The 19,524-nt window shown below is 60.1% G+C and carries 24 protein-coding genes and 1 other RNA gene; 11 read left to right on the forward strand and 14 right to left on the reverse strand.

What is annotated here, in order from left to right; all coding sequences use genetic code 11:
- Position 1: 1 nt before the first annotated feature.
- Both AC1DWZ_RS02780 and AC1DWZ_RS02785 read right to left on the reverse strand, forming a co-directional pair.
- Positions 2 to 328: a DUF2218 domain-containing protein gene (locus AC1DWZ_RS02780; protein ID WP_477167338.1), complete on the reverse strand. Its 327-nt coding sequence runs from the start codon at positions 326 to 328 to the stop codon at positions 2 to 4.
- Complete coding sequence (locus AC1DWZ_RS02785) at positions 325 to 906, reverse strand: PadR family transcriptional regulator (protein ID WP_477167339.1); 582 nt, start codon at positions 904 to 906, stop codon at positions 325 to 327. Before AC1DWZ_RS02785 ends, AC1DWZ_RS02780 begins: the two co-directional genes overlap by 4 nt.
- 162 nt (positions 907 to 1,068) lie before the next feature.
- On the opposite strand from AC1DWZ_RS02785, the gene AC1DWZ_RS02790 reads away from it, so the two are divergent.
- The 5 genes from AC1DWZ_RS02790 to AC1DWZ_RS02810 are packed head-to-tail and all read left to right on the forward strand — an operon-like array spanning position 1,069 to position 3,926.
- Positions 1,069 to 1,269, forward strand: a complete 201-nt coding sequence (locus AC1DWZ_RS02790; protein ID WP_477167340.1) for a heavy-metal-associated domain-containing protein — start codon at positions 1,069 to 1,071, stop codon at positions 1,267 to 1,269.
- An 8-nt stretch (positions 1,270 to 1,277) separates the two neighbouring features.
- Positions 1,278 to 2,093 (forward strand): prolipoprotein diacylglyceryl transferase, encoded by an 816-nt coding sequence (locus tag AC1DWZ_RS02795; protein ID WP_477167341.1) that lies wholly within the window; start codon positions 1,278 to 1,280, stop codon positions 2,091 to 2,093.
- Positions 2,002 to 3,417 carry a radical SAM protein gene (locus AC1DWZ_RS02800; protein ID WP_477167342.1) on the forward strand — a complete coding sequence of 472 codons (1,416 nt, stop codon included), beginning with the start codon at positions 2,002 to 2,004 and terminating at the stop codon, positions 3,415 to 3,417. Before AC1DWZ_RS02795 ends, AC1DWZ_RS02800 begins: the two co-directional genes overlap by 92 nt.
- Positions 3,414 to 3,650, forward strand: a complete 237-nt coding sequence (locus tag AC1DWZ_RS02805; RefSeq protein WP_477167343.1) for a hypothetical protein — start codon at positions 3,414 to 3,416, stop codon at positions 3,648 to 3,650. Before AC1DWZ_RS02800 ends, AC1DWZ_RS02805 begins: the two co-directional genes overlap by 4 nt.
- A 9-nt stretch (positions 3,651 to 3,659) precedes the next feature.
- Positions 3,660 to 3,926: a hypothetical protein gene (locus AC1DWZ_RS02810; protein ID WP_477167344.1), complete on the forward strand. Its 267-nt coding sequence runs from the start codon at positions 3,660 to 3,662 to the stop codon at positions 3,924 to 3,926.
- A gap of 7 nt (positions 3,927 to 3,933) precedes the next feature.
- On the opposite strand, the gene AC1DWZ_RS02815 is transcribed toward AC1DWZ_RS02810, so the two are convergent.
- Complete coding sequence (locus AC1DWZ_RS02815) at positions 3,934 to 4,533, reverse strand: putative metalloprotease CJM1_0395 family protein (RefSeq protein WP_477167345.1); 600 nt, start codon at positions 4,531 to 4,533, stop codon at positions 3,934 to 3,936.
- Positions 4,534 to 4,562: 29 nt separating this feature from the next.
- Positions 4,563 to 5,288, reverse strand: a complete 726-nt coding sequence (gene mtgA / locus AC1DWZ_RS02820) for a monofunctional biosynthetic peptidoglycan transglycosylase (RefSeq protein WP_477167346.1) — start codon at positions 5,286 to 5,288, stop codon at positions 4,563 to 4,565.
- Between the two features lie 118 nt (positions 5,289 to 5,406).
- On the opposite strand from mtgA, the gene AC1DWZ_RS02825 reads away from it, so the two are divergent.
- A complete protein-coding gene (locus AC1DWZ_RS02825; RefSeq protein ID WP_477167347.1) occupies positions 5,407 to 5,871 on the forward strand; it encodes an MmcB family DNA repair protein in 465 nt (154 codons plus the stop codon).
- On the opposite strand, the gene AC1DWZ_RS02830 is transcribed toward AC1DWZ_RS02825, so the two are convergent.
- The 6 genes from AC1DWZ_RS02830 to ssrA all read right to left on the reverse strand — a co-directional run bounded on the left by AC1DWZ_RS02830 (position 5,863) and on the right by ssrA (position 9,137).
- Positions 5,863 to 6,402 (reverse strand): EamA family transporter, encoded by a 540-nt coding sequence (locus AC1DWZ_RS02830; protein WP_477167741.1) that lies wholly within the window; start codon positions 6,400 to 6,402, stop codon positions 5,863 to 5,865. The genes AC1DWZ_RS02825 and AC1DWZ_RS02830 overlap by 9 nt on opposite strands.
- Complete coding sequence (locus AC1DWZ_RS02835) at positions 6,399 to 6,698, reverse strand: hypothetical protein (protein WP_477167348.1); 300 nt, start codon at positions 6,696 to 6,698, stop codon at positions 6,399 to 6,401. The genes AC1DWZ_RS02830 and AC1DWZ_RS02835 overlap by 4 nt, the downstream gene beginning before the upstream one ends.
- A complete protein-coding gene (locus AC1DWZ_RS02840) occupies positions 6,695 to 7,279 on the reverse strand; it encodes a TetR/AcrR family transcriptional regulator (RefSeq protein ID WP_477167349.1) in 585 nt (194 codons plus the stop codon). Before AC1DWZ_RS02840 ends, AC1DWZ_RS02835 begins: the two co-directional genes overlap by 4 nt.
- Before the next feature lie 149 nt (positions 7,280 to 7,428).
- Complete coding sequence (locus tag AC1DWZ_RS02845; protein ID WP_477167350.1) at positions 7,429 to 7,644, reverse strand: hypothetical protein; 216 nt, start codon at positions 7,642 to 7,644, stop codon at positions 7,429 to 7,431.
- Positions 7,645 to 8,140: 496 nt separating this feature from the next.
- Positions 8,141 to 8,692 (reverse strand): SspB family protein, encoded by a 552-nt coding sequence (locus tag AC1DWZ_RS02850; RefSeq protein ID WP_477167351.1) that lies wholly within the window; start codon positions 8,690 to 8,692, stop codon positions 8,141 to 8,143.
- Positions 8,693 to 8,769: 77 nt separating this feature from the next.
- Positions 8,770 to 9,137, reverse strand: a transfer-messenger RNA (tmRNA) gene (gene ssrA / locus AC1DWZ_RS02855).
- A gap of 133 nt (positions 9,138 to 9,270) precedes the next feature.
- Here ssrA and thyX point away from each other — a divergent pair.
- Positions 9,271 to 10,206 (forward strand): FAD-dependent thymidylate synthase, encoded by a 936-nt coding sequence (gene thyX, locus AC1DWZ_RS02860; protein ID WP_477167352.1) that lies wholly within the window; start codon positions 9,271 to 9,273, stop codon positions 10,204 to 10,206.
- Positions 10,203 to 10,781 (forward strand): L,D-transpeptidase family protein, encoded by a 579-nt coding sequence (locus tag AC1DWZ_RS02865; RefSeq protein ID WP_477167353.1) that lies wholly within the window; start codon positions 10,203 to 10,205, stop codon positions 10,779 to 10,781. Before thyX ends, AC1DWZ_RS02865 begins: the two co-directional genes overlap by 4 nt.
- A gap of 182 nt (positions 10,782 to 10,963) precedes the next feature.
- Here AC1DWZ_RS02865 and AC1DWZ_RS02870 read toward each other — a convergent pair whose 3' ends face one another.
- Together AC1DWZ_RS02870 and AC1DWZ_RS02875 are read right to left on the reverse strand one after the other, a co-directional pair.
- Positions 10,964 to 12,163, reverse strand: coding sequence for an aminotransferase (locus AC1DWZ_RS02870; RefSeq protein ID WP_477167354.1), 1,200 nt, complete (start codon positions 12,161 to 12,163; stop codon positions 10,964 to 10,966).
- On the reverse strand, positions 12,160 to 14,121 hold the full coding sequence (locus tag AC1DWZ_RS02875) for an acetoacetate--CoA ligase (protein WP_477167355.1): 1,962 nt from the start codon (positions 14,119 to 14,121) through the stop codon (positions 12,160 to 12,162). The genes AC1DWZ_RS02870 and AC1DWZ_RS02875 overlap by 4 nt, the downstream gene beginning before the upstream one ends.
- A gap of 132 nt (positions 14,122 to 14,253) precedes the next feature.
- On the opposite strand from AC1DWZ_RS02875, the gene AC1DWZ_RS02880 reads away from it, so the two are divergent.
- Positions 14,254 to 15,276: a DMT family transporter gene (locus AC1DWZ_RS02880; protein WP_477167356.1), complete on the forward strand. Its 1,023-nt coding sequence runs from the start codon at positions 14,254 to 14,256 to the stop codon at positions 15,274 to 15,276.
- A complete protein-coding gene (locus AC1DWZ_RS02885; protein ID WP_477167357.1) occupies positions 15,273 to 16,175 on the forward strand; it encodes a DMT family transporter in 903 nt (300 codons plus the stop codon). The genes AC1DWZ_RS02880 and AC1DWZ_RS02885 overlap by 4 nt, the downstream gene beginning before the upstream one ends.
- Here the strand turns inward: AC1DWZ_RS02885 and AC1DWZ_RS02890 are convergent.
- Positions 16,172 to 16,567: a YkvA family protein gene (locus tag AC1DWZ_RS02890; RefSeq protein ID WP_477167358.1), complete on the reverse strand. Its 396-nt coding sequence runs from the start codon at positions 16,565 to 16,567 to the stop codon at positions 16,172 to 16,174. The genes AC1DWZ_RS02885 and AC1DWZ_RS02890 overlap by 4 nt on opposite strands.
- Positions 16,568 to 16,742: 175 nt before the next feature.
- Here AC1DWZ_RS02890 and AC1DWZ_RS02895 point away from each other — a divergent pair, with 175 nt between their 5' ends.
- The gene (locus AC1DWZ_RS02895; protein ID WP_477167359.1) at positions 16,743 to 17,504 is read left to right on the forward strand and encodes a tetratricopeptide repeat protein; all 762 of its coding nucleotides are present in this window, start codon (positions 16,743 to 16,745) and stop codon (positions 17,502 to 17,504) included.
- Here the strand turns inward: AC1DWZ_RS02895 and AC1DWZ_RS02900 are convergent.
- The gene (locus AC1DWZ_RS02900; protein WP_477167360.1) at positions 17,501 to 19,471 is read right to left on the reverse strand and encodes a sensor histidine kinase; all 1,971 of its coding nucleotides are present in this window, start codon (positions 19,469 to 19,471) and stop codon (positions 17,501 to 17,503) included. The two genes, AC1DWZ_RS02895 and AC1DWZ_RS02900, sit on opposite strands and share 4 nt — an antisense overlap.
- Positions 19,472 to 19,524: the final 53 nt, after the last annotated feature.

Below are 19,524 nucleotides of genomic sequence, written 5' to 3' on the forward strand. Positions count from 1 at the left end.
ATCAGATCTCGTCACGGGTCCAGCTGATCTCAAGCGGTTCGCGGAAGGCGAAACGGCTCAGATGGCTGCCGATGACGTCTTCCAGGCGCTGCAGTGACTCGAGGTCGATGGCGGAGACGCACAAGCACAGCAAATCCTTGCCGGTCGCCAATTCGCAGACACCGAACGGGAATTCGATCCGGCCCGTCTCGGCATCATGTGTGGCTGGCAGCTTGTGGGCAAAATGCTTGCACAATTGACCCAGATAACGCCCGGGCGAGGTCGTTGCCACACGGGCCACTGCGGTGAATTTGGTCGCGACGGATTCGGCCATCATCATCACCATCATTTCACGCTCTCGATCATATGTGCTGCTGCGTCGATGGCGGCGGCGATAGCGCGGGTCTGCTCATCATTGAGTGGGCCCCGTGACAGCCGCAGGCGGATGGCCACTTTCAGATTTTCCATCGCGCGCAGAATCTGCGGCGCGGGGCCGCCGCCATGGGCGGCATGAGTCTCACTGATGCGGTCGAAGATCGCGGCGATGATGGAATGGTTCTCGGCAAGGAACGCTTTGCCGGCGTCGGTGATGGCATAGAGCTTTTTATTGCCCTCCACCTCGCTGACGGTCGCATAGCCCGTTTCCTCGAGCAATGTGAGGGTAGGGTAGACGACACCGGGGCTGGGCGTATAGGCGCCGGCGAGCTTCTCCTCAATCGCCTTGATGACCTCATAGCCATAACGCGGCTTCTCGGCGATCATCTGCAGGATCACATAGCGCAGGTCACCATGATCGAAGATCCGGCCGAACTTGCCGCGACCGAACCTGCCGCCAAAGCCATGGCGATGACCGAAGAACCGCCCTCCGCCAAACTCGTCCCGGGCGAAGCGCTTATCGCTACATTCCTTTAAGTGTTTGAAAAACATAAATACCTCTCGTCTATTTCGATATATCTGACATCAGATATATCTGAATATGATCTGATTCAAGATCCGGTGCGGAGAAAATTTCGTTAAGCCTTGACCTTCCTATGATGGGAAGATCCATATTGAGGTTATCGAAGCATCAGACCTGGAGAGATCCCTGTGTTGAATTTGAAGGTTGAAGGCATTCATTGCGGCGGTTGCGCCAGTTCAATCAAGAAGGCGCTGGCTGAGGTTGCGCCTGGTGCCGAAGTCGCAGTGGACGTGACGGCCGGTGCTGTAAAAGTCACCGGCGCTGCCGACCGCAGCAAGGTCGTGGCGGCGATCGAGGATGCCGGCTACGACGTCGTGGGCGACGCGGCCTGACAGATTCCGTGCCCGGAGGTTTGCATCTGCTGACGGATTTGCTGGCAGCCTTTGCGGGCAGTGCTGCCGGTTGGTGGCTCTATCGCCACTATCTGCGGCCGGTCGGACTCTCGGTTGATACGGGCCGCGGCCGATCCTATTGGTCTGTTCTGGTCGTCTCCGCCGCCCTTGGCGCCTATTGGCTGGGCACGCTCAATCTGGTCATTTCCGGCACCCCGGGCATCGGCCGGAGCGTGTTCGGCGCAGTGCTCGGCGGTATCCTCGGGATTGAGATTTTCAAGCTACTGCGCGGCATACGTGGTTCGACCGGCGCCGTCTTTGTCTTGCCCTTGACGCTCGGTCTCGCCGTCGGGCGGATCGGCTGCTTCCTGGCCGGCATTGCAGACTTTACCTACGGCACGCCGACGAGCCTGCCTTGGGCCTGGGATTTCGGCGATGGCATTCCAAGGCACCCCGTGCAGCTCTATGAAAGTGCTGCGATGCTCGTTTTCGCCGCTGCCTTCTTTGCTTGGTCGCGACGGCAGCCGCGGGCTGCTTCTGCCTATGGTTTCTATGTTTTTGTGCTCTGGTTTGCTGTCGACCGCTTCCTGCTGGAGTTCCTGAAGCCCTATGGGCGTATTGTGAACGTTCTTACCGTATTTCAGATTGGCGCGGTTTTTCTCATCCTCTACGCTGCCTTCATGCTTTGGCGGACGGGCCGAGTCATGGCGGTTAAAACAACAGGGCAGCAACATGCGCGACCTCAGACCGTACCTATTCTTCGGCCAGACGACCTCGCTATGCGAGACCTGCCTGCTGCCGGTGCCGGCCAAGATCCTCATTGAAGGCGACCTCGTCTATTACCAGAAGCGCTGCAATGTGCATGGTGTGCAGAAGACTCTGGTTTCGACCGACGCAACCTATTTTCGACAGCAGCGGGATTGGCTGAAGCCAGGCGACATTCCGCAAGCCTTCCAGTCGCGCACCGAATATGGCTGTCCGTTCGACTGCGGCCTGTGTCCGGATCACGAGCAGCATTCCTGCCTGGCTCTCATTGAGATCAACGAGCATTGCAATCTGACCTGTCCGGTCTGCTTTGCCGATTCGGCACCGCACAAATCGAAACAGCTCGATCTCGCCACGATCGAGAAAATGCTGGATGCGCTGGTGGCCAGTGAGGGCGAGCCGGATTTGTTGCAGATCAGTGGCGGCGAACCCACTTTGCATCCCGACATTCTCGCCATCATTCGCGCTGCAAAGCAGCGGCCGATCCGTCATATCATGCTCAACACCAACGGCCTGCGTCTCGCGAAGGAGCCGGACTTCGTGGCGCAGCTCGCTGAGTTCGCACCGGGCTTCGAAGTCTATCTGCAATTCGATTCCTTGAAGCGCGACGCCTTGATGGATATCCGCGGCGCCGATCTCAGGGCGATCAGGGCCCAGGCACTGGACAATCTCGAACGGCACAACATCGCCACCACCTTGGTCGTGGTGTTGAAGCGGGGTGTCAATGATGGCGAGATCGGCGACATCATCCGCCATGCGCTAAAATACCGCTGCGTGCGCGGTGTCACCTTCCAGCCGGTGCAGGATGCCGGGCGCAATGAAGGGTTCGACGCCAAGCAGAACCGGATTGTGCTGTCGGATATCCGCAGCGGCATTCTCACCCAGTTTGATCAGTTCGCACCAGACGATATCATTCCGCTGCCGTGCAATCCGGAATCCATCACCATTGGTTATGCCTTGCGCGACGGCGAGAAATTGACGCCGATCACCAGGTTGCTGCCGCGCGAGGAAATCCTGCGCGAAGGACCCAACACCATCGCCTATGAGAAGCATCCGGCCTTGAAGCAGCGGCTGTTCGACCTGATGTCCCTATCGACGGCGGGCATCAATGCCGGGCCAGCATTGCAATCACTCTTGTGCTGCCTGCCGGACATCGAACTGCCGCAAATGCTGGGCTATGACCGCGTCTTTCGCGTCCTCGGCATCCAGTTTCTCGACCGGTTCAATTTCTGCACCGGCCAGGTGAAGCGCTCCTGCATTCATTTCGTGACGCCGGATGGAAAGATCATTCCGTTCGACACCTACAATCTGTTCTATCGCCCGGGATTAGAGGGGCGGCTGGCGGCGGGGCGTGCCATGGCAAAGGTGAAGGGGGCATTATGAGCCAAGAACAAGAATGGGAGCAGAAGCCGAGTGACCCGAGCAGCTTCCTGAAGGTCGTCAGCTGGATCATGATTATCGCCGGCAGCATCGCCATGCTTGGCGCCGGCGGCTGCATCCTGTTGTCGGCGGGAAGCGACGGAGCGCTGGCGCTGCTGCTCGGCGGGCCACCCTTCCTGTTTGGCTTGGGTGCGGTTTATGTGTCGTGGAATCTACTGAAGCGATTGAAAGAGTAGAGGGTCTTTATGGAACAGGACCCTCATCAGGGCCATATTGGCGCGGGCAGCGGCAACGCCTTTTACTGGTTGATGTTCGTGATCAGTGTCGTCGTTACCGGAACTTCGGGTCTGTTCCTGCTCTTTGCCGGTGGGTGTGTTCTAGGTTTTGGGGACGGGCATTACAGCGTCGGTACTTTCATATTCATCTTGTTCTTGGTCGGTATTCCGCTGGGTCTCACACTTGCCGGGCTAAAGCTCTGCCAATGGCTGTGGAAGGCCATCCACAAAAAATAGTGCCCTTCTAGATGTGTCGATCTGCATTCGCCCCGAAGATTTTTTCGGCAAGCGCTGCAGCCTTCTGTGTCTCTTGCGATTGCTGGTAGGCCTTCAACGCTTGCCTGCGGCGATCCGCTTCGGATGTTTGTGTGCTGTCTTGTTGTGCGACGAGTGCCGCGGCGGCACCCGCCACAGCCGTCGTATCTCCGGATGACGGCGATTGCACTGACACTGCCGCCGCCTGCACGCGGCGCAGGGCCTTTGCCTGATCTTCCTTTGAGCCGGTAACATTGACGTTGATCGGCACCCTGCCTTCGACGGCATAGAGTTTGCCGTCGGGGCCGCGTTTGTAAGTGTATTGCGGCACGCCGGCGAACTGGCCCGCCGTTGCGGCATGGCGCTGTTCTTCATTGCGGACTTCGCGGTCGCGCTGCTGCAATTCCGCAATGACGCGGCGGTCAGCTTCCGATAACTGGCTTGCACTGGCAGGGGTGGTCGTTTCGCCCAATGCGTCCAATTTGCGGACGACATAGCTCTCGGTTCCGGGTGCGCCACCCGGCACCTTGGCGATTACTTGGCCTTGGCCATTGTTGACGACACTGCCGATCGTGGGCATGGCCGCCATTTTGCGACCTTGCTCGTGATCTGTCTTGGTTAATTGGTGCGGATCATATAGGCGCAGGGATCATTGGTCGGATCTGCCACATCGTTCATGCGGGCCTGGATCGTGCCGGCGCGGCTGCGGATATAGCCCGAAGGCTTCGAAGCCGACCAGCGAATGGGATTGGGCAGGACGGCTGCCAGCAAGGCGGCTTCACGGCGGCTGAGATCCTTCGCCGATTTGCCGAAATGGGCTTCCGCCGCAGCCTCGGCACCATATATGCCGGGGCCGAATTCGACCACATTGAGATAGACCTCTAGAATGCGTTTCTTCGTCCACATGAGCTCGATGAGGCCGGTGAAATAGAACTCCGCCGCCTTGCGGACATAGGTTCGATCGGGCCACAGGAACACGTTCTTGGCTGTCTGGTTGCTGATGGTGGAGCCGCCACGGATGCGCTTGGCCTTTTGGTTCCGTTTCCAGGCTTTCTCGATGGATTCCCAGTCGAAGCCGTCATGCTCGCAGAATTTGGCATCCTCGGCGGCGATCACGGCGCGCACCAGATTGGGCGAGATGTTGTCGTAGGATTCCCAATCCTTGTGAATCCAATTGCCCTCAACGACGCGCCACAGCATGAGCAAGGTGACCGGTGGCGGAACCCAGCGATAGATCGCCGTCATCAGCACGGAAGCCAGCAGAAAGAGGGCGATGGCGCGCACCAGGAAACGCCAGGCGCGGCGCAGCCAGCTTTGTCGCTTTATAGGTTCCGCCTGGATCATGCCGCCCCTCGATATCACGCCGCCCTGGATATCTGGCTAACCCGTGTCAGGCAAGCCAATGGGCGTCTGGACAAAACGGGAACATGAAGGCAAGCTCGACCCTTCAGGAGATTTCGCCATGCCCGACAGCCTGTTTCCCGCCCCAGACAACAGCACCACGAATCCGTTGATTGCCGCCGGCATCGCCCGGGGTGTCATGCGCCTGTTTGCGGATCTGGGCTATGCGGCCTTGCAGGAATTTCCGCTGCGGGTGAAGCGGCGAGCTGACATCGTGGCCCTCAATGATGCCGGCGAGATCATCATCGTCGAGATCAAATCCGGCCGGGCCGATTTTAGATCCGACCAGAAATGGCCGGAATATTTGGATTTCTGCGACCGTTTTTTCTTTGCCGTAGCACCGGACTTCCCGCGGGACATCCTGCCCGCGGATTACGGCCTCATCATCGCCGACCGGCATGGCGGCGCTATCGTCCGTGAATCAAAACCGACCCCTCTCAACGGCAATCGCCGCCGCGCGCAGATTCTGCAGATTGCCTTGACGGCGAGCCAGCGCCTGGCGCGTGTCAGTGGTGATTCAGTTTGAATAGCCGAGGCATATGGCCCCCAGGGTAACGACGGCACAGGCGGTAACGCGCATGGGTGTCAGGGTTTCGCCCAGAAACAACCGGCCGATCAGGGCCGCGAAGACGACGCTGGTTTCCCGCAGCGCGGTGATGGGGCCAACGGGGCCAAGTGCGAATGCCGCGATGACGGCGCCATAGGCCAGCAGCGAAACCACGCCACCTGCCATCGCCTTCAACGTCTCGGGCGAACGGATATCCACGATGATCCTGCCGCGCATGACGACAAAGGTCGTTGGCAAAAGAGTGCCGTAGATCAGGCAGATCCAGGTCGCATACACAGCCGGATTGCCTGCCTCGCGCACGCCGATCGCGTCGACCGTCGTGTAGCTGGCGATCAACAGGCCCGTGGCGAGTGCTAGCAGGATGGATGTTGTCGTGGCGCGGCCCTTGCCAAAGCTAAGGCTCATGATGCCGAGTGCGACCAGAGCGATGCCCAATATCGGCAGGATGGTGAGGTGCTCGCCGGCCAGCGCAAAGCCGCCCAGTGTCACGAGCAAAGGAACACTGCCCCTGACGATGGATAGACCTGCCCCAGCTCGCCATGCCGATAGGCAGCGACCAGAAAGACGCTGTAGCCAACCTGCAAGCATGACGACAGGAGGAGATAGAGCCACGCTGAAGCAGGTGGCAGGGGCAGTATGACCGCAAACGGCATGGCGACGATTGTCATCGCAAAGGTCATCACGGTGACGGTCCATAGCCTGTCGGCGCCGGTGCGCAGAACAGCATTCCATGTCGCGTGCAGGATTGCGGCAAAGAGTGCCAAAGAAATGACGATGGCACTCACTGCAGGCCATGCGGCATGTCGAGGATGCCGGACGCCACCTTTCGCACATTCGCAATGGCATCGGCGCCTTGCCCCATCTGGGCAAGGAGGGTGGCACCTTCCACGAGCATGAACAGGGCCGCCGCTGCACTCTCGGCGCGATCATGCGGCAGCATCGCTTCGAGAATATGGCGCAATCGTCGCCTGAAGCCGTTCTTCTGTTCGGCAACAGCTTCAAACACCGGATGGCCGGGATCGCTAAATTCCGCCAAGGCGTGCACAAACAGGCAGCCATGAAAATCCGACCGCTGAAACCAACGCTCATGCCAGTCGAGGATTGTTGCTATTTTCTGCCCGGGCGTTGCCGCCGCTTCCGCGAGACGATCAAGTTGCGCCTCAAACCGCTTTGCCCGATAGCGCAGCACCTCGACGATGAGGCCATCCTTGCTGGGGAAATTCCGGTACATCGTCATCTTGGCGACGTTCGCGTCGGCGATGATCCGGTCGATCCCCGTGGCGTGATAGCCGCTCCGCTTGAACAGCTCGTAAGCCGTTTCGATGATGTGTTGACGCTTGCTGGTACCTGAGTCGGTTGGAGCCATGAGGAAAATTCGATGTGATGAGACAGGTCTGTATCATCACTTTGCGCCCAACGATGTCTGCCGTCAATACCCAAAGCCAGGCCCGGAAATGCGGTCCCGGCCGGCAAGGATCCGGGGACGAGGTCGCCCTCGTCCCCGAATACCTTGCTTTAGGCACGATCGAAATCGACACCGATATCGCGACGCAGGTGTGGCGACAGCCACTTGATATCAAGCGGCGGCGCCTGGCCGCGTCTCGGTTTGTCGCCATCGCTGCGGTCCCATGCCGCCGGGTTTATACCGACGGTGGTCACACCATTGCTGTCGCGCGAACGGTTCAGCCAACGGCCGAGCATCAGGGACCAGAGATTGAGTTGGATCGGCATAACGAAGTTCCTTCTTCTTCATGTCGCCTTGATGCAGGCAAAGTTCCACCGTTCCGTCGAACGCACCTAAAAGGAAGCGAACGGCCGGCATCAAAGGCTGGGGTTTCTACGTTGAGATTCGATGTCAGTTCGACGCCGCTCAGAGATCGAGCGGTAGTGACGTGCTATTGCCTTGATGGATCCGGAAAGTGACGGAAACGCTCTGGCGCTGACAACATCCTCACGGTGAGGAATCGATCAGCGACGGATCAGGTCCGACGTTACGCGGTTAGAGTTGAACGAGATTTCCGGGGAACAAGGGTAATAGGGACACGGCACCGGCGCGCCGGCCGATATCGAATCTCAGGCTGCTTGGCAGCTCTTTCGGGTGACATAATTCATTCGACGGTCCTCCTCCTTGTTCGAGAGGTGCGGCGAAAATACGCAGCCGATTGACTCGCGTCAAGCGGTGAAAATGTATCGATGCAAATTTATCGCGGAAGTGTGGCTTATCGGCCTACTGCTTCTTGCGGAAGGCATCCAGGGCAACGACCGTGCCGGTGCCGGCAGGTGTGGTGCCCGCATCGCCGTCGGCCTTTGCGGCCGTCGGCCGCTGGTCGGGCAGGGCTGGCTTAATGTCCGGCTTGGTCAGGGCCAATGTTGGCTCGCCCGAATCGAGATCCTCATTCTCCAATTCATCCTCGGCGCCGTTTTCGCCGGAATCGAATTGCAGTGCGAACTTCACCGACGGGTCGGCAAAGCTGACGATGGTGTTATAGGGAATGAACAGCGGTTCGTGCTTGCCGCCAAAGCTCAGCGTGACGGTAAAGCTGTCATCGGTCACTTCGAGGCCCCAGAACTGGTGCTGGAGCACGATGGTCATTTCGCGCGGATACTGGGCCTTGAGGTGCTGGGGAATGCGCACGGTCGGATTGTCGGTGCGGAAGGTGACATAAAAATGATGATCGCCGGGCAGGCCGCTTACCGCAGCCTCGGTCAACGCCCGCCGCACGACGCCGCGCAGGGCGTCTTCCACCATCTGGTCGTACCGCAGCCAATCTTTCGCCATAACGCCGTCCCATCTCCCCTCTAAAGCCTGACCCGGCGATACTGCCCCCACGCCGTCAAATGGCGCCGGAAATCAGGTGGGGGGCTTTCTGTTGCCCGGCGCCCCCCTGGTACCGCGTTCTTTGTAAGCTACTTACAGCCCGTTAGGGATGTTAGGCAGCCATACGAAGATCGGATGCAACGTTGTCGTTGGCATCTCTAGGTTTGACCCGATAACGGCGGGTATCATACCGAGCAAAAGCCATGTCTTTACCGCGCACGTCGATCCTGTTTCGCCCCCATGAGACCTGGCTGCCAATCTGTAACTGATTGAACAGCAAGGGTTTATGGTGGAGGCGCCGGGTACCGCCCCCGGGTCCGCAACGCTTATTTCACAAGGCGTTTATCGCCATAGTCGGTTTCCCGACATCCCTAATATAGGCGTGCCCGTCAGGATGTGAAAGTCCCGCGGCAAGGGATCGTTAATAAGTTCGGATTTGTCCTCAAGACCGGTTCCCGGTAAAACGCGCGACCGGCCTCGGCTGGGGGAGGGCGGCGAATCAGCCCTTCCGGTGCATTTATCAGCAGGCGGGATCCGGCATGCCTTTATCACCCGAGCAATTGGCGGCGATCGACGAACAGCGCGCGCAGTCTTTTCCGACGCGCCGGGCCGTTTCGCCGGCTCTGGAGGAAATCCTCTACCAGGCCGTGCCGGTGCTCGATCATGGCATCGTCCGGGTCATCGACTATATGGGTGATGACAATGCGGTGGTGCAGGCGGCCCGCGTCTCGTACGGCCGCGGCACCAAGAAGGTCAGCGAAGATCAGGGTCTCATCCACTATCTGATGCGCCACCGGCATTCGACGCCGTTCGAAATGTGCGAGATCAAGTTCCATGTGAAGATGCCGATCTTCGTCGCGCGGCAATGGATCCGTCACCGCACGGCCAATGTGAACGAATATTCGGCACGCTATTCGATCCTCGACCGTGAATTCTACATTCCGGCGCCGGAACATCTGGCGGCGCAATCCTCGGTCAACCGCCAGGGTCGCGGCGACGTCCTGGAAGGTGCCGAAGCGCAGCGCGTGCTCGATTTGCTGAAGCAGGATTCGACCCAGGTCTACGATCATTACGCCGAGATGCTGAACGAGACCGAAGCAGGCGAGCCGATCGATCCCAACCGGCCTGGATTGGCGCGCGAACTGGCGCGCATGAATCTCAGCCTCAACTTCTATACCCAATGGTATTGGAAGATTGACCTAAACAACTTCATGCATTTCCTGTCGCTGCGTGCCGATGCCCATGCGCAGTACGAAATCCGCGTCTATGCCGAAGCCATGCTCGACATGCTGAAGCGTTGGGTGCCGATGACCTATGAGGCCTTCATCCAGCATCGTCTGAATTCGGTGACCTTGTCGAAGAATGCGCTCGCCGTGGTGAAGCGCCGTCTCGCTGGCGAAAACGTCACGCAGGAAACCAGCGGCCTTGCGCGCCGCGAATGGTCGGAACTGCAGGCGCTGCTCGACAAAGCATGACGGACATCGCTCTCGACATAGCAGATTGGCGGGACGTTCCGGCGCGGGCGCGTGCAAAGCGCGCCGGCTGGCGGCGTCGGGCGCTGCTCGCCGCGATGATTCTGGCGTTTGTCCTGATGGCGCTCAACACGCTGCCGGGACCAATCATGGCGCTTTTCATCGGCCCGGTTGACAAGGTGCTGGTCGATAAGAGCGCGCGGACGCTCTCGTTGCTGCGCGACGGCAAGGCGGTCTGGACGACGGCGGTTTCGTTGGGCAAGAATCCAGTCGGCCAAAAGCGTCGCGAAGGCGATCAACGGACACCGGAAGGCACCTACAAGCTCATCTGGGGCAACGATGCCTCGACCCATCATCGGTCATTGCTGGTGTCATATCCCAACAAGAAACAGGCGGCGCGTGCCGTGGCCAACGGCCAGGATGCCGGCGGCGGCATCATGATCCACGGTCAGCGCTATTGGTGGCGCTGGCTCACCCGCTCGCCGCTCACCAACGGCTGCATTGGCGTCAGCAATCTTGCCATGGATGTTATCTGGTCGGCAGTGGCCCTCGGCACGCCGATCGAGATTCGACCGTAAATTTTCCGACAACAGAATGGGCGGAAGCTGTCGCTTGCCCCCTCACCCCAACCCCTCTCCCGCGAGGGGAGAGGGGCTAGTGCCACGCTCTCTCGTGCAGATCTAAAAGCGATATCGCATATTGCCGGCAGATCTCATCCCCTCTCCCCTTGCGGGAGAGGGTCAGGGTGAGGGGGCTCAACTTACCAAGCCTTATCCGCAGCATCCGCTGCCAACCTTGCGGCAATCTCCGGCATCGCCTTCGCATCGACATTGGCGAACGCCACACGCAGGAAATCTTCCTGGCCGGGGCCGAACATGGAGCCTGGCAAAGCCAGCAGGTTCTGCTTGTCGGCAAGGCGTTTGGCGACGGCTGTCGCAGGCTTTCCGCGATGTGGGTGCTTGAGATAGGCGAAATAGGCGCCGGCACTCACCACCTCATAGCCAAGATCGTTGCGCGCGAAGGCGGTCTTCAGGGCTGCCAAGCGGTCGCGCATGAGGCCGGTATTGCCGTGCCGCCAATCGCCCAGCGCTTCCAGGCCATGCTTTGCGGCAATCTGGCCGATGCGCGGGGCGCAGATGGCGACGCAATCCATTGCTTTGCCGATTTGATCGAGCAGCTTCGGATCGCCAACGATGGCGCCGACGCGGTGCCCAGTGAGGCAGAACACTTTCGAGAAGCTGTAGAGATGGATGAGGTTCGATTCCCAGCAATGGGTGCGGAACAGGCTATGCGGCGCCTCATCATGCGGCATGAAATCGCGGTATGTCTCATCGAGGATGAGCGCGATCCCGGCTTCCTTGCATAGCTGCAGGGCGGCTTGCAGGAACTCCGCCGGATAGACGGAGCCGGTCGGATTATTCGGCGATATGAGCACGAGGGCGCGGGTCTTTGCGTTGATCGCCTCGCGGATTTCCATCAGATCCGGCAGGCCACCTGCTTCCGGGCGGAAGCGGACATGGCGCGCCGTGACACCGATCATGTCGAGCCACATCTGGTAGTTAAAGTAATAGGGCAGCGGCAGGATGATCTCGTCACCGGCTTTGGCGAGGCCCGCTGTCGCCAGGCAATAAGCCTGGTTGCAGCCGGCGGTGATCATAACATTGTCGGCCGCCACGACTGCGCGGTCGGCTGGGCCRTAAACGCGATTGATATCTGCAGCGAGGGTCGCCCGAAGATCTTCGAGACCATTGATATCGGTATAGCGATGGGTCGATGGTGATTTCAGCGCCTCGGCCATATGCGCGATCAGCACGTCGGGCGGCGCGTAACCCGGCACCGCCTGGCAAACGTCGATGAGCGGCTTCTCAGCCGGGAACTGGCGACCTTCGATCCAGCCCTGCGCTTCTGCGATGGGTGGAATGGCAACGGCAGCGAGCCAGGGATTGGCGGCAAGGCTCACGATTTTAACTCCGCAAGATTGGCATAGAGATCGAGCGCTTCCGGATTGGCCAGCGCTTCCTTGTTCTTCACAGCATTGCCATGCACGACATCGCGCACGGCAAGCTCCACAATCTTGCCCGATTTGGTGCGCGGTATATCGGTCACCGCGATGATCTTTGCCGGCACATGGCGCGGCGTCGTATTGGCACGGATCTGGTTCTTGATTTTCTTTTCCAGCTTCTCGTCGAGTATCACGCCGGGGCGCAAGCGCACGAACAGCACGACGCGCACGTCGCCGTGCCAATCCTGGCCGATGACGATGCTTTCCAGGATCTCCGGCAGCTGTTCGACCTGACGATAGATCTCTGCCGTGCCGATGCGGACACCGCCTGGATTGAGGACGGCATCCGACCGGCCGTAGACGACAATGCCGTCATGCTCGGTCAGTTCGACATAGTCGCCATGGTGCCAGATGTTAGGATAGCGCTCGAAATAAGCGGCCTTGTAGCGCTTGTCGCCGGGATCGTTCCAGAAACCGATCGGCATGCAGGGGAAGGGGCGGGTACAGACAAGTTCGCCCTTTTCGCCCTTCACCGGCTTGCCGTTCTCGTCCCAGACTTCGACCTTCAACCCCAAGCCGCGCATCTGGATCTCGCCACGCCAGACGGGGCCGGCGGGATTGCCGAGCATGAAGCAGGAGACGATGTCCGTGCCACCGGACAGCGAGGACAGGCAGACGTCCTTCTTGATGTGCTCATAAACGTAATCGAAGCTTTCCGGTACGAGCGGCGAACCTGTCGAGCCGACCGTGCGCATGGCGGAGAGGTCATGGGTCCTGATCGGGTCGATGCCGGCTTTCAGGCAGGCATCGATATATTTGGCCGAGGTGCCGAAGAAGGTGCATTTCTCGGCCTGGGCAAAATCAAAGAGAATGTTGCCATCGGGCGCGAAGGGCGAACCATCGTAAAGCAGCAGTGTAGCGCCGGAGCCGAGGCCGGAGACCAGCCAGTTCCACATCATCCAGCCGCAGGTGGTGAAATAGAACACGCGGTCGCCATGTTTCACGTCGGAATGCAGGCGATGTTCCTTGAGATGCTGGAGAAGCGTGCCACCCTGGCCGTGTACGATGCATTTAGGCACACCCGTGGTGCCGCTGGAGAACATGATGTAGAGCGGATGATTGAACGGCACGCGCTCAAACTGCAATGCCGCGCCGATATTGGCGGCGATCACGTCGTCGATGTTGCGGGCATTGGGCAGCTTCGAGACGTCTGGTGTCTCGCTGATATAGGGAATGACCAGCACTTCCTCGACGCTTGGCAATTGGCTCAGGAATTCGGCCGCGCGCTCCAGGCAATCATGGCTCTTACCATTGTACCAATAGCCGTCGGCCGTGATGAGGATGCGAGGTTCGATCTGGCCGAACCGGTCGAGCACACCCTGGACACCGAAATCCGGGGAGCAGGAAGACCAGACGCACCCCAGGGACGCCGCCGCCAACATGGCGATGATGCTTTCCGGCATGTTGGGCACGAAGCCCGCGACCCGGTCGCCGGATTTGAGGCCGATGCCCCGGAAATGGGCGGCGAGGGCCGCGACCCGGTCGTGGAGATCGCCGTGACTCAAGCGCCGCTTGACCTTGTCCTCGCCCCAGAAGACCAGGGCGTCATGCTGGCTGCCGGCCTTGGAGAAGCGCAGCAGGTTTTCGGCGATGTTGATCTTGGCGTCGGGGAAGAATTTGGCACCCGGCATCTTGTCGCCGTCGACCAGCGCCACCTGGCCCGGCCCATCGCCGATCACCTCGCAATAGCGCCAGAGCGAGATCCAGAATTTCTCGATTTCATCGACCGACCATTGCCACAAGGCGGCAGTGTCATGGAGGCTGATCTGCCAGTCGCGGGCCACCTGGGTGCGGAATTTGGTTATGTTGGCGGCAGCGACGACGGAATCGCTCGGCTGCCACAATAGATCGTCCATCCTCAAATCCTCTTCCAAGCGCCCGGTGCTGACATCCGAGGCCATATTTCGGCACGGCCGCACTGCAGCATGGCTTAACCTGACCCGACCTGCGGAAATTGCAAGGCTTGGCCGCGTTGTCGAGCCTTTTTATTGCGCGATGCGACCCGTACTGTGCTGCTGCGCATCTTCTGGGGGCGCGCCCTTCCTGGCAAGACGATTCCCGACATACACATGACAAGTTCCGACCACAAGAGAAGCGGCCTGCCGGAACATATGCTGGTCGCTCTCTTGGCATTGGCGGCCTGTGTATTCTTTGCCTGCCTCAGCGCCACGGTGAAGCATCTGTCGGGCGAATTGCACGGTTTCGTCATCGTTTTCTGGCGCAATTTCTTCGGCTTCGTGTTCATGGTTCCCTGGCTGTGGCGGCATGGTTTCGGCCGCCTGCGGACCGGGCGCCTGGGCGCCTATCTCCTTCGCTCCAGCATCAGCGTCATTTCGATGATGTGCGGGTTTACGGCGCTGGGCTATATGCCGATCGCCAATGCGACCTCGCTCAGCTTCACGGCGCCTTTGTTTGCGACGATCCTTGCCGTGCTGATCCTGAAGGAGAAGGTGCGGCGGCGGCGCTGGACGGCGACGCTGCTGGGCTTTGCCGGTGTCATGATCGTGCTGCAGCCTGGGTCGACCGGGGGCATCGGCCTGGGCGAAATCCTGGCGATCATCGGTGCGGCCCTGACGGCCACCGGCACAGTGATCGTCAAAACCCTGTCGCGCAGCGAAAGCTCGCAGGCGATCGTCACCTATATGGTGCTGCTCTCGACCCCGCTGGCCCTGGTGCCGGCCCTGTTCTACTGGTCCTGGCCGACCCTCGAAGCCTGGCCCTTTGTGATTGCGCTGGGCTTCTTCGGGACGCTGGGCCATCTTTGCTGGACGCGCGCTTTTGCCATTGCCGATGCCTCGGCCGTGGTGCCCTACGATTATTCGCGCCTGATTTTCACCACCGGCATCGGCATGGTCTGGTTCGGCGAGCAGCCGGACCATTGGTTCTGGGTGGGCTCGGCAGTGATCATCGCGGCCGGTCTCTACATCGCCCAGCGCGAAGCCCTCCTGCGCCGTTCCAAGGCAACCGAGGCGGTTGCAACCCAGGCAGCCAAATCCAGGGACGAACTATGAGGGCGGGCTTTCTCAATCTCTCTGGCAATGCGCGGGGCTGCATCTGGATGGCGCTGTGCGGGCTCGGCTTCTCGGTGATGGCAGCCTTTGTGAAGCTAGCGGGCCAGGCGCATGTCAGCATCTTCGAGATCACCTTCTTCCGCGTGCTCGTCGGTTTCCTGACCTTGGCACCCTTTGTCGCTAAAGCGGGCTTGGGCTCGCTGCGCACCCAATACATCAAGGCGCACACGTTGCGCGCGATGCTCGGCTTCGTCGCCATGGTCTGCGCCTATATCGGTATCGCGAAGCTGGAGCTGGCGACCTATACCGCGCTCAGCTTCACCAAGCCTCTGTTTGCCGTCATTCTGGCGGTGATCATTCTCAAGGAGGACGTGCGCTGGCGGCGCTGGGCGGCGACCCTCGTCGGCTTCGTCGGCGTGCTGGTGATGATGCAACCAGGGAGCAACACCTTCAACCCCTGGGCCCTGCTGGCCTTGGGCGACGCCGTATCGATCGCACTCCTGATCACCATCCTCAAACGCCTGCCGGCCAGCGAAACGCCGCTCGTCATGCTGTTTTACTACGGCCTCATCGGCACGTTGCTGGTGGCGCCGCCCGCCATCTATTACTGGGAATGGCCGGCACCGGTTGAATGGTTCTATCTCATTATCATCGGCATCACCGGCGCCCTGTCGCAATATTGGTGGATCCTGGCGTTCAAAGCGGGAGAAGCCTCGGTGGTCGCTCCCTTCGATTATCTGCGGCTGCTTTTTGCCGGCATGATCGGCTTCGCCGTCTTTGCCGAACTGCCCGACCATTGGACCCTGATCGGGGCCGGCCTGATCATCGGCAGCACGATCTACATTGCCCAGCGCGAGGCCCGCGTCGGGCGCGGGGGCAGCCGGTCAAATCCGACCTAGGTGTCCAGCTTGGCAATGGCGCTCTCGGCCTTGGCACGGTGCTCCGGCGTGATGTGCTTGGCTACCATCTTGATCGCGCCATAGACCACAGCCGCATCGTCGGCAAAGCCGAAGAAGGCGAGGAAGTCGGGCACGGMATCGAGCGGCAGGACGAAATAGGCCAGCGCCCCCATCAGCACTGCCTTCACCTGCAGCGGTGAGGCTGGATCCAGGGCGCAGTAATAGGCTGCCAAGAGTTCGTTCAGGAAGGGTACCCGCTTGGCGATCCGGCGCAGTTTTGGCCAGAACCCCTGCTCGACCTTCGCGCGGTCCCGTTCGAATTTGTCGGAATCGATCGTCCTGTCGAGTTCTTCCACGAGCTCTTCAACGTCGGATTTTGGCAGATCTGCCACGCCACGCTCCCTATCCCCGGATGTTAAAATGGGGAAAATTCGAAATGGGGTGGGTGGGCTGGCCTCGCAAGGCCATATCGGCTTGGCACTGTCCGATTTTGGCTCGATAAACGGATTGTGAGCCCAATTGGCCCGGATAATGCTAATTTAACCCGGCAATGTTAACGTCCTGGCCATGAAATTCACACGAATCATCACCATTGCCCCCTTTTCCATGTGGTTGGCTGCCGCTGCCTTGGTCGGCTTGGCAAATGCGCAGCAGGGCACGCCCCTGCCGCCGGCCAATGGTCCAGTGGCTGCCCCAGAAACAACGCAGGGGACTGCCCCGGCAGCGCCACCGCCATCGGTCATCAAAGATCCTTCCGTTGCGGCTGCGACACCAGCCCTCCCAGCCGACGAGCGGCTGGCCTGCAAGCATGTCGTGGTGGTCGAGGACATTCCCTACAAATGGGACGCGCTCGAAAAGGGGACCGACACAGCCTGGACCGCCTACATGAATGGCGAGTTTCCGAAATCGGTGCCGATCTTCGCCAAGCTCGCGGCAGTGGGGCACCCGGTCGCCGAATGGCTGATGGGAAATGTCTACTTCTTTGGCCAGGGCGTGCCGCTCGACTATCGCACGGCCCTGATGTGGTTCGAGAAGGCGGCAGACCAAGGATGCTTTGCCGCCTACGCGCCGACCGCGCAGATGTATGAGCGCGGCGACGGAACCGCGATCGATCTCGGCAAAGCCTATATGTGGTACAACATCGCCATAGCTCAGCTGCCCCAAGGCAAGCAGCGCCGCGAAATGGTGGAACTGCGCGACAAGGTGGCAGCGCAGCTGACGACGGCGCAGCTGGAAGCGGCGCAAAAACGCTCGTTGCAGTTCAAGGCCGATCCGATTGTGCCCCCGGACATCTCCGAGTTGCCCGAAGGCTTCTTCAAGCAGCCCTAACGCGCTTTCGGCATGCCGACATCGATGACCGTGCCGATGCCGGGCTCGCTGGTGATGGTGAGGCTGCCGTGCATCGCTTCGACCAGCCGCTTGACCAGTGCCAGGCCGATGCCGGACCCGCCCACTTCCGCGCGCATGGGATCACCAAGGCGCGTGAAGGGCTGCATCGCGCGCTCGATATCCTCCAGCGACATGCCGACGCCGTTATCCTCGACACGAAAGATGACCATCTCTTCTTCATCGCGGGTCGAGATGTCGATGCGCCCACCCTTGCGGGTATATTTGGTGGCGTTGCTGGCGAGGTTCAGCAGCACCTGCCGCAGCAGGCGCCGGTCGGCCCAACAGGCATGCCGGGCATTGTCGACAAAACTGAGCGCGTGTTGTCGTTCATGCGCCAGGGCTTCAACGATGGCACGGCAATCGTTGATGAGGTCGCCGGTCGAGAGGGATTCGCGCTTGACCTCGATATGACCGGACTCGACGGCTGACAGATCGATGATGCCGCCCAGCAGATCCAGCAATTGCCGGCCGCTGGTATGGATATCCTTGGCATAGGCCTGGTAGGTCGGATTGCCGATGGCGCCGAACAATTCTTGCCGCAGGACATCGGAAAAACCAATGATGGCGTTCAGCGGTGTACGCAATTCATGGCTCATCGTTGCCAGGAACTCGGATTTGGCACGGTTGGCCTCTTCGGCGGCGCGGAGAGCCCTAATGAGGCGAGCCTCAGCCTCCTTGGCCGCCGTGATATCGAAGACGTAGCCGCCGATGGCAATGACTTTCCCGTGTGCGTCAAGGACGGGGAACTTGATCTCGCGTTCCCAGAGATACGCCTGGCGCTGGCCGGTATGATGTTCGCTGCGCACCACTTCGCCGGACTTGGCGCGGACATCCTCCGCGGCCAGTTCGCCGGACAAGGCCTCGCCGAAAAATTCGCGCACCGTATGGCCATGGTAGGGACGGTCGCCGATGGCGAAGGCAGTGCGCGCCTCGGCGTTGAGATCAATATAACCACCATCGAGATCCTTCACATACATCGCGATCGGCGAGTTCTCCATGAAGGCACGCAGCAGGTCACGGTTGCGATTGGATTCGGTTTCGAGCCGGTGGCGCCGGTCGGCATAGAGGGCTACGACAAAGAACAGCAGACCGCACATAAGGGCGATGATGGCAGCTGCAACGTGCGCGGCCGGATTGGCCAGAAATATCCGGCTGAATGTAGGCATGCGTGCAGCAAGGTGCCAGGCACCGTCGGGAAAGGGAACCGCCACGACAACCGGGTCGCCTGCAAATACCGAAGGTTCCCCGAACAGGATTTCCGGTGCCAGTGACGCATTGTGATTGCCGCGGACCGCAATGTCCAAACTCCGTGCCGCCTCGACCAGGCCGGCTTGGGTGAACAATCCTTCGATCTTGAGTGGCAGGCTGAGTGCCCCCCAATAGCTGGATTTCTGTCCGGCTTCCTTGAAGAAGATTGGCACCCGGGCGATGATCGTCCAGCCGCCCTGGACCAGATTGACGGGGCCGGAAATATCCGGAGCACCGGAACGCTGCATGCGCTCAAAAGACGGCCACTGGTCTGCGCGCTGCCGCAGATCGAATCCGAGCGAGGCGTTGTTCTGCGGCATCGGGCAATTGGCTGTGATGATCGAGCCGGTCACGAGGGCGATGTTGCGGATTTCCGGCTCCTGCGCCAGCAACGTCTCGCAGGCTTCGATGAATTCAGCTTGAGAAATGCCATGACGGGCGGCAATGACGGCGGCAAGGCCACGCCCCAAATCGACACTGGAATCAATCTCGGTGCGCAGCCCGTTTGCCAGCCTGTCGAGCTGGCTCTCCAACTCGGTACGCGCAGCTTTGGTGGATTGATAATGATTGAGAAGCTCGCCGGCCAAAAATACCGCGGCCGAAATGGCGATTGCGGTGAGCGCGATCAGAACATGCTTGCGATGGGCGGAAAGTGTCACGTGATCGATCCTGACCCAGGATGAAACTGACAGCACATTGGGGCAGGGGCCGG

It is taken from the genome of Dongia sp. P2_B8 (assembly GCF_056404715.1).

Excerpts from the sequence above, each read along its gene's own strand:
- AC1DWZ_RS02780 (WP_477167338.1), bottom strand. The coding sequence starts at position 328 with ATGATGGTGATGATGATGGCCGAATCCGTCGCGACCAAATTCACCGCA.
- AC1DWZ_RS02785 (WP_477167339.1), bottom strand. The coding sequence starts at position 906 with ATGTTTTTCAAACACTTAAAGGAATGTAGCGATAAGCGCTTCGCCCGG.
- AC1DWZ_RS02800 (WP_477167342.1), top strand. The coding sequence starts at position 2,002 with ATGCGCGACCTCAGACCGTACCTATTCTTCGGCCAGACGACCTCGCTA.
- AC1DWZ_RS02805 (WP_477167343.1), top strand. The coding sequence starts at position 3,414 with ATGAGCCAAGAACAAGAATGGGAGCAGAAGCCGAGTGACCCGAGCAGC.
- AC1DWZ_RS02810 (WP_477167344.1), top strand. The coding sequence starts at position 3,660 with ATGGAACAGGACCCTCATCAGGGCCATATTGGCGCGGGCAGCGGCAAC.
- AC1DWZ_RS02815 (WP_477167345.1), bottom strand. The coding sequence starts at position 4,533 with ATGGCGGCCATGCCCACGATCGGCAGTGTCGTCAACAATGGCCAAGGC.
- mtgA (WP_477167346.1), bottom strand. The coding sequence starts at position 5,288 with ATGATCCAGGCGGAACCTATAAAGCGACAAAGCTGGCTGCGCCGCGCC.
- AC1DWZ_RS02825 (WP_477167347.1), top strand. The coding sequence starts at position 5,407 with ATGCCCGACAGCCTGTTTCCCGCCCCAGACAACAGCACCACGAATCCG.
- AC1DWZ_RS02840 (WP_477167349.1), bottom strand. The coding sequence starts at position 7,279 with ATGGCTCCAACCGACTCAGGTACCAGCAAGCGTCAACACATCATCGAA.
- AC1DWZ_RS02845 (WP_477167350.1), bottom strand. The coding sequence starts at position 7,644 with ATGCCGATCCAACTCAATCTCTGGTCCCTGATGCTCGGCCGTTGGCTG.
- AC1DWZ_RS02850 (WP_477167351.1), bottom strand. The coding sequence starts at position 8,692 with ATGGCGAAAGATTGGCTGCGGTACGACCAGATGGTGGAAGACGCCCTG.
- thyX (WP_477167352.1), top strand. The coding sequence starts at position 9,271 with ATGCCTTTATCACCCGAGCAATTGGCGGCGATCGACGAACAGCGCGCG.
- AC1DWZ_RS02865 (WP_477167353.1), top strand. The coding sequence starts at position 10,203 with ATGACGGACATCGCTCTCGACATAGCAGATTGGCGGGACGTTCCGGCG.
- AC1DWZ_RS02875 (WP_477167355.1), bottom strand. The coding sequence starts at position 14,121 with ATGGACGATCTATTGTGGCAGCCGAGCGATTCCGTCGTCGCTGCCGCC.
- AC1DWZ_RS02885 (WP_477167357.1), top strand. The coding sequence starts at position 15,273 with ATGAGGGCGGGCTTTCTCAATCTCTCTGGCAATGCGCGGGGCTGCATC.
- AC1DWZ_RS02895 (WP_477167359.1), top strand. The coding sequence starts at position 16,743 with ATGAAATTCACACGAATCATCACCATTGCCCCCTTTTCCATGTGGTTG.